Source organism: bacterium, from assembly GCA_020440705.1.
Lineage (GTDB): Bacteria > Krumholzibacteriota > Krumholzibacteriia > LZORAL124-64-63 > LZORAL124-64-63 > JAGRNP01.
The window spans coordinates 1-13,655 of sequence record JAGRNP010000006.1; the positions used below are offsets into that span (position 1 = coordinate 1).

Annotated in this window: 10 protein-coding genes and 1 pseudogene; 8 read left to right on the forward strand and 3 right to left on the reverse strand. The window is 69.9% G+C overall.

Translation table 11 applies throughout. The features are described from left to right. A partial coding sequence (locus KDM41_01960; GenBank protein ID MCB1182168.1) for a hypothetical protein occupies positions 1-425 on the reverse strand: 425 nt, incomplete at its 3' end. A gap of 2 nt (positions 426-427) precedes the next feature. Beyond that, the gene (locus tag KDM41_01965; GenBank protein ID MCB1182169.1) at positions 428-934 is read right to left on the reverse strand and encodes a hypothetical protein; all 507 of its coding nucleotides are present in this window, start codon (positions 932-934) and stop codon (positions 428-430) included. A 176-nt stretch (positions 935-1,110) separates the two neighbouring features. On the opposite strand from KDM41_01965, the gene KDM41_01970 reads away from it, so the two are divergent. From KDM41_01970 to gmk, 5 genes are all read left to right on the forward strand, one after another. Continuing rightward, positions 1,111-2,013 (forward strand): hypothetical protein, encoded by a 903-nt coding sequence (locus tag KDM41_01970; GenBank protein MCB1182170.1) that lies wholly within the window; start codon positions 1,111-1,113, stop codon positions 2,011-2,013. Positions 2,014-2,173: 160 nt separating this feature from the next. Further along, positions 2,174-3,229: a hypothetical protein gene (locus KDM41_01975; GenBank protein ID MCB1182171.1), complete on the forward strand. Its 1,056-nt coding sequence runs from the start codon at positions 2,174-2,176 to the stop codon at positions 3,227-3,229. Position 3,230: 1 nt separating this feature from the next. Beyond that, positions 3,231-5,894 (forward strand): cytochrome C, encoded by a 2,664-nt coding sequence (locus tag KDM41_01980; protein MCB1182172.1) that lies wholly within the window; start codon positions 3,231-3,233, stop codon positions 5,892-5,894. Between the two features lie 168 nt (positions 5,895-6,062). Then, positions 6,063-6,944: a YicC family protein gene (locus tag KDM41_01985; GenBank protein ID MCB1182173.1), complete on the forward strand. Its 882-nt coding sequence runs from the start codon at positions 6,063-6,065 to the stop codon at positions 6,942-6,944. A gap of 4 nt (positions 6,945-6,948) precedes the next feature. Further along, positions 6,949-7,533 carry a guanylate kinase gene (gene gmk / locus KDM41_01990; protein MCB1182174.1) on the forward strand — a complete coding sequence of 195 codons (585 nt, stop codon included), beginning with the start codon at positions 6,949-6,951 and terminating at the stop codon, positions 7,531-7,533. A 9-nt stretch (positions 7,534-7,542) separates the two neighbouring features. Here the strand turns inward: gmk and KDM41_01995 are convergent, their stop codons facing one another. Next, positions 7,543-9,474, reverse strand: coding sequence for a PAS domain S-box protein (locus KDM41_01995; GenBank protein ID MCB1182175.1), 1,932 nt, complete (start codon positions 9,472-9,474; stop codon positions 7,543-7,545). Positions 9,475-9,747: 273 nt separating this feature from the next. Between KDM41_01995 and KDM41_02000 the strand changes: the two genes are divergently transcribed. The 3 genes and pseudogenes from KDM41_02000 to coaBC all read left to right on the forward strand — a co-directional run bounded on the left by KDM41_02000 (position 9,748) and on the right by coaBC (position 13,637). Continuing rightward, positions 9,748-11,997, forward strand: coding sequence for a DUF3459 domain-containing protein (locus KDM41_02000; protein MCB1182176.1), 2,250 nt, complete (start codon positions 9,748-9,750; stop codon positions 11,995-11,997). Between the two features lie 145 nt (positions 11,998-12,142). Then, positions 12,143-12,385, forward strand: a complete 243-nt coding sequence (locus KDM41_02005; protein ID MCB1182177.1) for a DNA-directed RNA polymerase subunit omega — start codon at positions 12,143-12,145, stop codon at positions 12,383-12,385. 3 nt (positions 12,386-12,388) lie between these two features. Continuing rightward, positions 12,389-13,637 (forward strand): annotated as a pseudogene (gene coaBC / locus KDM41_02010) (bifunctional phosphopantothenoylcysteine decarboxylase/phosphopantothenate--cysteine ligase CoaBC). Positions 13,638-13,655: the final 18 nt, after the last annotated feature.

The window sequence follows — 13,655 nt, forward strand, 5'->3', positions numbered from 1 at the left end:
GACCACAGCAGGTGGGCGCCGGTGTCCAGGAGCACGGTGTTGCCGCGCGATCCGAACAGCCGGTGCAGCAGCACCACGTCGTCGGCGCCGGGGCGGGCGAAGCGGAAGGCGGCGACCCGGTCGTCCGGCAGCAGGCCGCAGCCGGTCAGGCGGGCCTGGCCGAGCAGGCTGACCAGGGCATGCCGGGGCGCCAACGGCAGGGCGGCGACCACGGACTCGGGGAGGCGCCCGGCGACCTCGGTCACGAGCCGGGCGCCGGGCAGGTCGGTCAGGAGCACGCCGGCCCGGTCGTCGCCGGCGAACTGCAACCGCACCCAGCCGGGTCCGGCGGTCACGCGGAAGAGGTCACGCCCGGCGAAACGGTGGTGCCACGACCCGAGCCGGCGGGCCAGGAGGTCGGCGTCGTTCCAGGCCGCGCTCCCCACGATCAGAAGAGGGTGTAGCCGAAGGTGAGCTTGAAGCCCGGACTGTCGATGAGCCCGGCGCGGATCTCGGCCATGGCCCGATGGCCGCTGGCGAGGGTCCGTTCCAGCCCCAGCAGGGCGCTCAGCCCGATGTCGGTGGCGGTGTCGCCGGCGTCCGGCTTGAAGGTGTTGAAGCTGAGGCTGCCGCCGCCGTAGAGGTTCCAGGGCTGGGCCACGAACTCGGTGAAGTCGTAGGTCACGTCGCCGTTGACGGTGATGATCGTCACGCCGTCGCCGAGTCCGGCTTCGACCCCCGGCGTCAGGCGCACGTTGGGCAGGATCTCGCCCAGTTTCAGGTGGGCGCCGAAATGGATCTGGTTCACGTTCTCCCAGTGGGTGTAGCCGGCGCGGGCCCCGAAGGCGATGTTCGAGCTGACGGGAGCCTCCTGGGCGCCGGCCGGCAGGGCCGCGAGCAGCAGGGCGACGAGGACGAAGCGTCCGGCGGCGGGCGCGGGGAAGTGCGGGCGCATGGCGGAGTCCTTTCCGGTTCGCGGGGGTCGGTCGGTGGGGCGCATTCTAGGCTCATACGCGGACGGCCACAACCGGGATCCCGGATTTTTGGCGACGATCGCGGGATGACGGCCCGGCACGGGCGTGCTAGGGTGCCGTTGCCGCCCGGCCCGGGGCGGCGGGGAGGTCGGGTGCGATGACGACGCAGGGCAACGGCATCGCCGCGGTGCGCCGCGGCGCCGGCGACCGCCTGGCCGCGGTCTTCGATCGACTGGAGCACGGCTGGGAGAACCGGCGGACGGTGGCCGTCATCGGCAACGTCCTGATCGCGGTCTTCCTGCTCGAACTGGCGCTCATCTTCGCCGCCCGGCGGGGAATGCTGCCCGACATCCTCGCCCCGTACGTGCCTTCCCGCAATCCTTTCCATGCGGTCAACCTCGCCTTCACGATGCTGCTCGTCTTCGAGGTCATCGAGCTCGTCTTCTCCATGGCCCGTTCGGTGGCCACCTCCGTGGGCAAGCAGTTCGAGATCCTGTCGCTCATCCTGCTGCGGGCGTCGTTCAAGGAGTTCACCTACTTCGAACTGCCCATCGACTGGCACCACATCAGCAAGCCGCTCTACCACATCCTCAGCGATGCGGCGGGCGCGCTGCTCATCTTCCTGCTGCTGGTGCTGTACCGGCGCATGCTCGTCCACAAGCCCATCACCCGCGACGTGGAAAGCCAGGGTCGTTTCGTGGTGGCCAAGAAGGTGCTGGCCCTGATGATGCTGGCGGTCTACGCCGCGGCGGGCGGCTACGTGGCCTTCGCCTGGCTGACGACCGCGTCGGCCCCGGCCTTCTTCGAGACCTTCTACACGGTGCTGATCTTCGCCGACTTCCTGCTGATCTTCATCTCGCTGCGCTACGCCGCGTCCTACTTCATCCTGTTCCGCAACTCGGGCTTCGCCCTGGCCACGGTGGTCATCCGCATCGCCCTGACGGCGCCGCCCTACTGGAGCGCGGCCCTGGGCGTTTGCGCCATGATCTTCGCCCTCGGTGTGACGGTGGCCTACAACCTCCACACCGGGGCTCGTCTGCGGGGGGCTGAACCCGCCTGAGAAGCGCACTCGTTTTCAGTTGAATCGCCTGGGTCGGAATCTCATAACCAATTAATTTGATATGATTTGCGCGCATATTATGTTTCCCGGGTCAGCGTTCGTTGACTACTATGGAAACGGCCGATCCGGCTCGCCCGAGTCCGCAAGGAGGTCGACGTCCATGCATCCCATCGATCTGATTCCCGTGCCCGATGCCGTTCCCGTCGCCTGGGGTTGGTTCCAGGTCCTGTTGACGGTGACCTTCGTCCTGCACGTCATCTTCATGAACTTCATGCTCGGCGGTGCGGTCATCGCGCTCGTGGCGACCCTGCGCGGCGGCACGCGCCCGGACATCGCCGGCTGGCTCGGGGGCAAGCTCCCCTTCAGCGTCGCCTTCGCCGTCAACGCGGGGGTGGCGCCGCTGCTCTTCGTCCAGGTGCTGTACGGCCATTTCGTCTACTCGAGCAGCATCCTGATGGCGGCCGCCTGGTTCGCGATCATCCCGCTCTTGATCGTGGCCTACTACGCCCTGTACGCGTTCCGCGGCCGCACCGCGCCCGGCGCACGCACGCTGCTGATCGGGAGCGCCACGCTGATCCTGCTCTTCATCGGGTTCCTCTTCACCAACAACTGGACCCTGTCGGTGACGCCGGAGAAGTGGGGCGCCTACTTCACCCACGCGGGCGGCACCTTCTGGAACCTGGACGAGCCGACGCTCTGGCCGCGCTACCTGCACATGGTGGTGGGGGCCGTGGCGGTCGCGGGCCTGGGCATGGCCGCATTCGGTCGCGTCCGCGAAGGCCGGACCGGCGACGGCGGCGGTCTCGTGGGGCACGGCATGGCCTGGTTCAAGTGGGCCACGCTGGGGCAGTTGGCCCTCGGCCTGTGGTGGCTGCTGGTCCTTCGCAGCGACGTGATGAAGCTCTTCATGGGCGGCAACCCGGTGGCGACGGCGGCTTTCGGCGCCGGCTTCCTGCTGGCGGTGGGCGCCCTGCTGACGGGCTTCCTGCAGAAGGTCTGGCCGAGCGTGGGCCTGACCGCGGGCACGCTGCTGGCCATGGCCGTCATGCGCGAGTACGTGCGCTACGGCTACGTCCGGGCCCACTTCACGCCCGATCAGCTGCGGGTCGATCCGCAGGTCTCCTCCCTGGTGCTCTTCCTCGCGACATTCGCGGTGGGCATCGGCTGCATCTGGTACATGCTGCGCCTGGCGGCCCACGCCGGAAAGGAGGTCTGAGATGAACTACCCCGTCTGGGATCTCTTCGCGACCGGGGGCGGCTTCTGGATCGCCCTCGTCGCGACCGTGCACGTCTTCGTCTCGCACTTCGCCGTCGGCGGCGGCCTGTGGCTCGTGCTCACCGAGCGCAAGGCGCTGCGCGAGGGCGACGCCGACCTGCTCGGCTACGTCAAGGGCCACGCGAAGTTCTTCCTGCTGCTGACCATGGTCTTCGGTGGGCTGACGGGCGTCGGCATCTGGTGGACCATCGCCCTGCTGAGCCCGGCGGGCACGTCGGTGCTGATCCACAACTTCGTCTTCGGCTGGGCCACCGAGTGGGTGTGCTTCGTGGGCGAGATCGTCGCGCTCTTCATCTACCACTACACCTTCGGCAGGATGCGCGCCCGCGAGCACCAGATCATCGGCTGGTTCTACTTCGTCTTCGCGTGGCTGAGCCTGGTGCTGATCACCGGCATCATCGGCTTCATGCTCACGCCGGGCGCCTGGACCGCGACCGGCGACTTCTGGGACGGCTTCCTCAACCCGACCTTCCTGCCCGGCGTCGTCTTCCGCACCTTCCTGAGCCTGATGATCGCCGGCATGTTCGGCCTCGTCACGGCGGTGCACCGGCGCCAGGCCGCTTTCCGGGAGAAGGTGATCCGCTGGAGCGCCGGCTGGATCCTGGCCCCGTTCGCGCTGATGCTGGCCTCGGCCTGGTGGTACGTGCAGGCCCTGCCCGACGCGCAGGCCGCCATGATCCTGCACAAGGCCCACGAGATCGCGCCCTTCCTGCAGGCCTTCGCCGTGCTGACGCCGGTGCTGCTGGTCGGGGCGCTGGTGATGGTCATCAGGCTGCCGGGCGGCGTGAAGAAGCCCCTGGCCTACCTGGTCATGCTCATCGGCTTCTTCCACATGACGAGCTTCGAGTTCATCCGCGAGGCCGGGCGGCGCCCGTACGTCATCCACGGGCACATGTATTCGAACTCGGTGCTGGCGGCCGACGTCGACCGCATCGATGCCGAGGGCGTCCTCAAGGTCGCCAAGTGGACCGAGTTCGCCGCGATCACGCCGGAGAACGAGCTGGGCGCGGGCGAGGAGATCTTCCGGCTCGAGTGCACGTCGTGCCACAGCCGGGGCGGGGTGCTGAACGACATCCTGCCGCTCACGGCCGGGATGCCCCTGCTCGGCGTCGACGCCCAGCTCTCGGGTCAGGGCACGGTCGTCGAGTACATGCCGCCCTTCGTGGGCACGGCGCAGGAGCGGCACGCGGTGGCGCGCTACATCACCGAGGGGCTGCACGGGATGCGCGAGACGGCGCCCGTGTTCGAGGACAAGCCGCTGGCGACCGACATCCCGCCCTTCGACGTGGACCAGGACGCGTACGTGCTGCTGGCCTGGAACAACCTGGGCATGCACTGCCTCAGCGACAGCGACCCGTACTTCGTGATCCTGCCGCCGGCCAACGAGATCCAGGCCCAGCTGATCCGGCGCGGCGAGACGCCCGAGGTCGTCACCGAGGGCGTGAAGATCACCTACAAGCCCGAGGCCGGCTTCGAGGATCCCGCGGCCAACGTGCGGTTCTGGGAGTTCGACGAGCAGAACTTTGGCGTCGACCTCGCGCGGAACGTCGGCCTGAAGGGCTTCGGCATGTCCGGCGAGCTGCACCTCGAGGAGGCGCGCGGCATCTGGGAGGCGCCCATGGTGCCGATCGCGCCCTACGACGGCGAAGGCCACTACAACCCGTTCCCGCTGTTCACCATCGAGGCCGTCGACGCCGAGTCGGGCGACGTGCTGGCCATGACGAAGACCGTCGTGCCCACGGCCACGGAGATGGGCTGCCAGAACTGCCACGGCGGCGGCTGGCGGGTCGACGGCGTGGCGGGCTTCACCGACGCCACGAGCGCGGCGATCCTGGCCGTGCACGACAAGCACTCGGGCACCGAGCTGCTGAAGATGGCCGAGCGGGGCGAGCCGCGCCTGTGCGCGAGCTGCCACGAGGACCCGGCCACCGGGACCGGCCGCTACTCCGGCAACGAGGACTTCGCGCACGCCGACCTGCTGAACCTGCCGGCGGCGGTGCACGGCTGGCACGCCAACTACCTGCGGGGAGCGGGGGCCGAGGCCTGCGCCTACTGCCATCCGGCCAACCCGCAGGGCGCGACCCAGTGCCTGCGCGGCGGCCACAGCGTGAACCTCGACTGCACCAACTGCCACGGCCGCATCGAGGACCACGCCCTGGGCCTGCTCAAGGCCGAGCAGGAGAAGGGCAAGCCCGGCGCGGCGCGGCTCATGGCGAACCTCGTTTCGCCCGCGGTGGCGAGCCACGACGAGGTGGTCGGCCGGGTGCCCTGGTTGCAGGAGCCGGACTGCCTGGCCTGCCACGAGGACTTCACGCGGCCCGATCCGGCCACGGCCTCGGCGGTCTACAAGTGGGTCGAGGGGCCGAGCGGGCTGTACCGCTTCAGCAGCGACGAGTCGGGCCTGATCCCGTGCCTGTCGTGCCACGGTTCGCCGCACGCCACGTTCCCGACCCACAGCCACAAGTACGGCGCCGACCGGGACAACATCCTGCCGCTGCAGGTGCAGGGGAACCGGCGGCCCATCGGTGCCGGGGGGAACTGCAAGGTGTGCCACACGATCGACATGGAGGATTCGATCCACCACGAGAACATGGAGAATCCGTAGCTGCGGTCGGGCCTGCATCCCGATCGACACGCGGCCCCCCGTGCCCGACGCGGGGGGCCGTTCCTTGTGCGGCGGGTTCACCTTGCCCCACCCCTCCCTCTCCACTAAGATTCCCGCGACCACCTGCGACGTCCGGGCCCGTCCCGGCATCCCCTCCTGGAGGACTCCATGCTCAGCATGACCGGATTCGGCGTCGGCGAAGGCCAGGCCGGCCCCGCCACCATCACCGTCGAACTGCGTTCCGTGAACCACCGCTTCCTCGACGTCAGCCTGAAGCTGCCGGGCGGTCTCGGTTTCCTCGAGACCGACATCCGCAACTTCCTCAAGGACAACGTCGCGCGCGGGCGGGTCACGGTGGCCGTGCAGATGCAGATCAACCGGGACGCCGGGGCGGCCGGCCTCGACCCGGTGCGGCTGCAGCAGGGGCTGGACATGGTGCGCGCGGCGGCGCGGCGGCTGACGGAGGAGACGGGGGTCGAGCATCCGGTCACCCTCGATCACCTGCTGGCGGTGCCCGACCTCTTCCGCGCCGAGGAGCCAGAGCTCGAGCAGGACGACCTGCGCAAGGCCTTCATGGCCGCCATCGAGTGCGCCCACGCGGGACTGATGGCCATGAAGCAGGCCGAGGGCGACGCCCTGGTGAAGGAGATGCGCGACCGCCTCACCACCCTGTCGGCCCGGTTGGTCGAGGTCGAGAAGCTGGCGCCCCAGGCCGCCGTCGAGATCCAGAAGCGGCTCGACGAGCGCCTGGCCAAGATCCTCAACGACCAGGTCGATCCCCAGCGGCTGGCCCAGGAAGTGGCCCTGCTGGCGGACAAGGCCAACATCAACGAGGAGTGCGAGCGGCTGGGCATCCACATCACCCACTTCCACGCGGCCCTCGACGAGGGCGGCCAGGTGGCCAAGCGGCTGAACTTCCTGCTGCAGGAGATGCACCGCGAGGTGAACACCATGGGCAGCAAGACCAGCCTCATGGACATCACCCAGGCCGTCATCGCCATGAAGGACGAGGTCGAGTCCATGCGCGAGCAGATCCAGAACCTGGAGTAGTCGCATGATCCTGCTGATCACGGGGCCGTCGGGGGCGGGGAAGAGCAGCTTCATCCGGCTGCTGATGGACGGGAATCCGCGCCTCGCGTTCTCGATTTCCACCACCACGCGGCCCATCCGCGAGGGCGAGACCGACGGCATCGACTACGACTTCGTCGACCGCAGCGTCTTCGCCGAACTGGTGGCCGACGGGGCCTTCGTCGAGCACGCCGAGGTGCACGGCAACGGCTACGGCACGCGGCGCAGCCGGCTCGAGGAGATGACCCAGGCCGGCCACATCCCCGTGCTCGACATCGACGTGCAGGGCGGGGTGCAGGTGCTCGACCTCTTCGCCGAACGCATCGTCTCGGTCTTCCTGTTCCCGCCGTCGTGGGAGGAGCTCGAACGCCGCCTGCGCTCGCGCGGCACCGACAGCGACGAGGTGATCGCGACCCGCCTGCGCAACGCGCGCCACGAGGTGGGCTTCGCCCACCGCTACCGCTACTGGATCGTCAACGACGAACTGGATGCCGCGGTCCACCGCATGAACGCCGTGATCACGGCCGAGGAATGCCGGCGCGAGGCGTTCCGGCGCCCGCCCCTCGACTGAACCCGCGTCTCAGAACTCGAGCCGGATCGGCGTGCGGTTGAGGGCCGCCGCCATCTTCTGGTGCATCTCGCGCGCCACGATGGGCTTGCCCACGACGCCGTCGATGCCGGCCTCGCGGTACCGCTGCCGCTCGTCGGCCATGACGCTGGCCGTCACCGCCAGGATCGGCAGCTGCAGCGGACCGACGAGGTTGCGGATGGCGCGGGCGGCGTCCAGGCCGTCGAGCCCGGGCATGTGGATGTCCATGAGCACCAGATCGTAGGTTCCCGCCTGCACGGCGGTGACGGCGTCGCGGCCGTTCTCCACCACGTCGAACTCGCAACCCCACTTGGTGAGCAGGCGCGCCACGAGCCGCTGGTTCACCGGATTGTCCTCGGCGACGAGGATCGACAGGCCGGCCAGGGAGTAGCGTCGCGGGTCGGGCGGCGGGGCCAGGTCGGCCGGAATCGCCTCGCCGTTGCGGACGGGGGTGTCCGGCAGGACCACCGTGAAGCGGCTGCCGGCGCCGAGCTCGGATTGCACCGAGATCCGGCCGCCCATGAGCTCGGCGAGCTGCCGCGCGATGCCCAGCCCGAGACCGGTGCCCCCGTGCTCGCGGGTGGTGGAATCATCGGCCTGCTGGAAGGGCTCGAAGATCGCCACGAGCCGATCGGGCGGGATGCCGGGTCCGGTGTCGGCGACCGTGAACCGGACACCCCCTTCGGGGGCGGTGTCGACCTGCAGTTCGACGCGGCCCGCGGACGTGAACTTGATGGCGTTGCCCACGAGGTTCACGAGGATCTGGCGCAGGCGCAGGGGGTCGCAACGGAGCACGGGGGGCGCGTCCGGGGCGACCGCGACGTCCAGCGCGATGCCCCGTCGCGAAACCTGGACCTGGAAGAGGCGACCCACGGCCTTGGCCTCGCCGCGCAGGTCGACGTCCTCGGCCTGGAGCCGCACGCGCCCGGCCTCGATCTGGGAGTAGTCGAGGATGCCGTTGACGAGGCTGAGCAGCTGCTCGGCCGATTCCTCGACGATCTCGAGGTACTCGCGGGCCTCGGTCGGCAGCTGCGAGTCGAGCAGCAGCTGGGTGAAGCCGAGGATCGCGTTGAAGGGCGTGCGGATCTCGTGGCTCATGTTGGCCAGGAAGGCGCTCTTGGCCGCGTTGGCGGCGTCGGCCGCCTGTCGGGCGGTCACCAGTTCGTCCTGCAGCCGCTTCAGCTCCGTCACATCGTTCATCACGCCGACGATGCCGTGCCCTTCGCCGCTCGGGTCCGGGAAGGCCGCCTTGGCGAAGACGACGCGGTGGTCCTCGCCGTCGGCGAAGCGCACGTCCGTCTCGTAGTTCTGCTGTCCGCCCGCCCGCAGCAGGGCCTCGTCCTTGCCCTGGTAGATCCGGGCCCGGTCGGGTGAGGAGAAGTCGGCGGCGGTGCGCCCGACGATCTCGTCGCGATCGTGGCCGAGAGCCTCGGCGAAGGCGTCGTTGCAGCCCAGGTAGCGCCCCTGCGAGTCCTTGTAGAAGATGGGATTGGGAATCGCGTCGATCAGGCTGCGCAGGAGATCGAGACGCGAAGCCTTCTCCCGTTCGGCGAGCTTGAGGTGGGTGACGTCGGTGTCGGCGCCCCGGTAGCCGCGGAAGTCGCCGGCGGGCCCGAAGTAGGGCCGCCCGTTGGTGCGCAGGCACACCCGCCGCCCGTCCCGGGCGAGGTTCCAGTTCTCGAGGTCGCGGATGGGCGCCCGGTTCGCCGCCAGGGAGGCGAAAACGGTGCCGATCCGTTCGGCCTCGCCGGGCGCCATGAACTCGAAGGGGGTGCGACCGATGATCTCGTCCGGCTGGTAGCCGAGAATGGTCTCGACCTGCGGCCCGCAGTAGGTGTAGACGCCGTCGGCGTCGACTTCCCAGGTCCAGTCGGCAATGCTCGCGATGATGTCGTTCAGGCGCTCGAATTCACGGAGGTCCACACTGGGCTGCCAATTCCGGGCGATGGGTAGGGCGCGGCCGTCCGACTCGTGGGGCACCGCGCCGTTTGATTGATATCACGGTATCGTCTTGCGTGGCAAACTTATGTAATGATTTCTGGCGAAATTTTTAGATGTAGTTTGATATTGTCCTGTTTCGCGCATGCCGCCCGGGGCGGTGCGCCCGGGGCGGTCATCCGGACAGGCCGGCTCCCACCGCCGCCGATTCGTGCTATCATGGTGCCGAACCGATCCTTCCCGTTCCCGAGGTGCCCCTTGCGTCCGCATCGTCCGCTCCGCATCGCCTTGCTCCTGGGCGCCACCCTCGTCGCGATCACCGCGGCGGCTCCGCTGCGCGCCGAAGACGTCACCTTCCGCGTGCGCATGGCGCGCCAGGCGGCCTTCGGCCTCTTCACGCCGGGCGTCGACGCCGTCGACGTGGCGGGCAGCTTCAACGGCTGGGGCACGTCGCCCCTGACGGCGCTGGCCGGGCCCGATGCCGAGACGGCCTACGCCGTCACCGTGGGCGGCTTCACCGCCGGCGAGACCATCGAGTTCAAGTTCCGCCTCAACGGCCTGTGGGACGGCACCGAGGAATTCCCGGGCGTGGGCAACAACCGGGTGCTGACCGTGCCGGCGGGCGGCGTCGCGGTCGACGTCTGGTACAACGACCTCGCGCCCGGGGGCGAGCCCGTCGATCCGGCCGAGCTCTCGTGGTGGAACGACCGCGTCTTCTACGAGATCTTCGTGCGCAGCTTCCAGGACAGCGACGGCGACGGCGTCGGCGACTTCGCCGGCCTCACCGCCCGCCTCGACGAGCTGAACGACGGCGACCCCGCGACCGACACCGATCTGGGCATCACCGGCATCTGGCTGATGCCCATCAACACCGCGGCCAGCTACCACGGCTACGACGCCGTCGACTACCGCGGCGTCGATCCGGCCTACGGCACCCTGGCCGACTTCGAGGCCTTCCTCGCCGCGGCCCACGCGCGGGGCATCAAGGTCATCATGGACTTCGTCATGAACCACTGCTCGAACCAGCATCCCTGGTTCGTGCAGGCCGCGGCCGGCGATCCGGACTACGTGGACTGGTTCCGCTGGTCGGCCTTCGACCCGGGCGAGACCGGCCCCTGGGGCCAGCAGGTGTGGCACGGCACCGGCTGGGACTGGTACTACGGCCTGTTCTGGTCCGGCATGCCCGACCTGAACTACGACACCCCCGCGGTGAAGGCCGAGATGTTCGACACGGCGACCTTCTGGCTCGACACGGTGGGCGTCGACGGCTTCCGCCTCGACGCCGTGCTCTACATCGACGAGGATCCCGGCCAGCTCCAGAGCACGCCCGGCACCCTCCAGTTCTGGCACGACTACAACGCGCACGTGAAGAGCGTCGCGCCGGACATGCTCTCGGTGGGCGAGGCCTGGACGAGCACCGGCGCGGTGGTGCCCTACGTGTCCGACGACCGGCTCGACCTGTGCTTCGAGTTCGACACCGCCTACGCCATGCTCGACGCGGCGAACGGGAGCTGGGCGCCCGGCCTGGCGGCCAAGGTCTCCCAGGTGGTGGCCGCCTACCCCGACCTGCAGTTCGCCACCTTCCTGACCAACCACGACCAGGACCGCCTGCGCAACGCCCTCGGCTTCGACGAGGACCGCAACCGCGCGGCGGCGGCGCTGCTGCTCACCCTGCCGGGCGTGCCCTTCCTCTACTACGGGGAGGAGATCGGCATGCAGGGCAGCGGCGCCCACGAGAACATCCGCTCGCCCATGCAGTGGAACGAGGGGCCCTTCGCGGGCTTCTCGTCGACCACCCCGTGGCAGGCCCTCAACGCCGACTTCCCCGCGCACAACGTGACGAACATGCGGGCCGATCCGGGTTCGCTCTGGCAGTGGTACCGGCGGCTGATCGCCCTGCGCCACGACGCGCCGGCCCTGCGGCGGGGGTCGTTCGCCGCCCTGGCCGCCAGCGACGACGCCGTGCTCGCCTTCGTGCGGCGCGACGGGGCGCAGACCCTGCTCTGCCTGGTGAACACGGCCGACAGCGCGCGCACGGGCATCGAACTGGCCGGCCTGGCGGGGAGCCTGACGGCCGGCGACCACCCCGCCGTCGACCGGCTCGATCCGGCCGACGCGCCCACCCTGACGGTCACCGCCGACCTGCGCCTGCCGGGCCTGGCGCTGCCGGCCCACGGGGCGAAGGTGTACGAGATCCTCGCGCCGTCCGGGGCGCCGGCGTCCGCCGGGCCGCCGCGCCGGCTGGGGCGCAACCACCCGAATCCGTTCAATCCGGCCACGACGATCCGTTTCGAACTGGACGCAGACGCCGCCGTGCGCCTGACGGTGCTCGACCTGGCCGGTCGCGAGGTGCGCCGGCTGGTCGATGGGCAGCGAAACGCCGGCGACCACGCCGTGCGCTGGGACGGCCGTGACGGCCGGGGCGCCGAGGTGGCCAGCGGCACGTACCTGGTCCGGCTCGAGGGCCCGGGCTGGGACGAGACCCGGCGGCTGGTCCTGGTCCGCTGAGGGGCGGAACGCCGATCCCTTGCATTTTTCCGCGAAAACGCTATTGTTCCTCGGTTGCCAGAAACACGACGGACCGGTTTGCCCTCCGCCCGGGGCGAGCCGGACGCGAGCGTCGCTTCCGTCCCCAGCCTGTGAGGAAGGCCGCATGACCTACATTCCGCGTCAGAAAGTCACGAAGCTGATCCCGAACAAGTTCGAGGCCATCAAGGTCGCCGCCCTCGAGGCCCGGCGCCTGAACGACCGCGCCCGCACCTACAACGTCGCCCTGCCGGGCAAGATCACGACCCTCGCGGTCGAGCGCCTCATCAACGGCAAGATCGAGTTCTACGACGTGAAGGAGCGCGCCCGCCAGGTCCGGCTCGAGAGGGAGCAGGAAGGCGAGGAGTAGCCCATGGCCGCCCCGGGACAGGTTCGCGTGCTGCTGCTGGTCACGGGGGGGATCGCCGCCTACAAGAGTTGTTTCCTGACCCGCCTGCTCGTGCAGGCGGGTTTTTCCGTGAAGGTCGCCATGACTGCGGCCGCCACGCGCTTCGTGGCGCCCATGACGTTCCAGGTCCTGTCGGGCCATCCGGTGGCCACCGACCTCTGGGGTGACGGACAGAGCGACGCCCTCGACCACATCGAGTACGCCCGCTGGGCCGACCTGACGGTCGTGGCGCCGGCGACGGCGAACACCATGGCCAAGGCCGCCCACGGCATCGCCGACGAGATCGTCTCGACCCTGCTGCTGGCCCAGCCCGGTCCGGTGCTCATGGCGCCGGCCATGAACGACAACATGTGGCGGCATCACGCCACGCAGGCGAACCTGGCGATGCTGACCGGGCGCGGCGTGCGCACGGTCGGGCCGGGCGCCGGCTTCCTCGCCTGCGGCACCGTCGACGCAGGGCGCATGGCCGAGCCCGAGGAGATCCTCGCGGCGGTTCGCGACCTGGCGGCGGCCCACGCGGAGATTCCGGTGGCGCCGGCCGCGGCCGGTCCGTGGGCCGGACGGCGCGTGGTGATCACCGCCGGCCCGACCCACGAGGCCATCGATCCGGTGCGGTTCCTGGGCAATCGCTCGACCGGCGCCATGGGCTACGCCCTGGCGGCGGCCGCGGTGGCGCGGGGCGCGCGTGACGCTGATCAGCGGTCCGGTCGCACGGGTCGCGCCGCGGGGCCTGGCCGGCCTGGTGCCCGTCACCTCGGGCCGCGACATGGCCGACGCCGTGGGCAAAGCCCTCTCCGCCGGCGCCGACTGGCTCATCATGAGCGCCGCCGTGGCCGACTTCACGCCGGCCGCGCCGTCGGCCACCAAGGTGAAGAAGGAGACCCTCGGCGACGTTTGGCGGTTGGAACTGGCGCGCAATCCCGATATCCTCGCCGAGGTGGTGCCGCGGCACCGCACCGACGGCCTGCGGGTGGTCGGTTTCGCCCTCGAGACCGGGGACGTGGTGGCCCGCGCCCAGGCCAAGCTGCAGGCCAAGGGCCTCGACTTCATCGTGGCCAACGACCCGACCGCGGCCGGGGCGGGCTTCGGCGACACCGACCATCAGGTCCGGCTGCTGGGTCCGGAGGGTGTGCTCTGGGAGAGCCCGTCCTGCGCCAAGAGCGAACTGGCCGCCGCCCTGCTCGACGAGATCGCGCGCCGCGCGCGCCCCTGAGACGACGACCGGGAACCC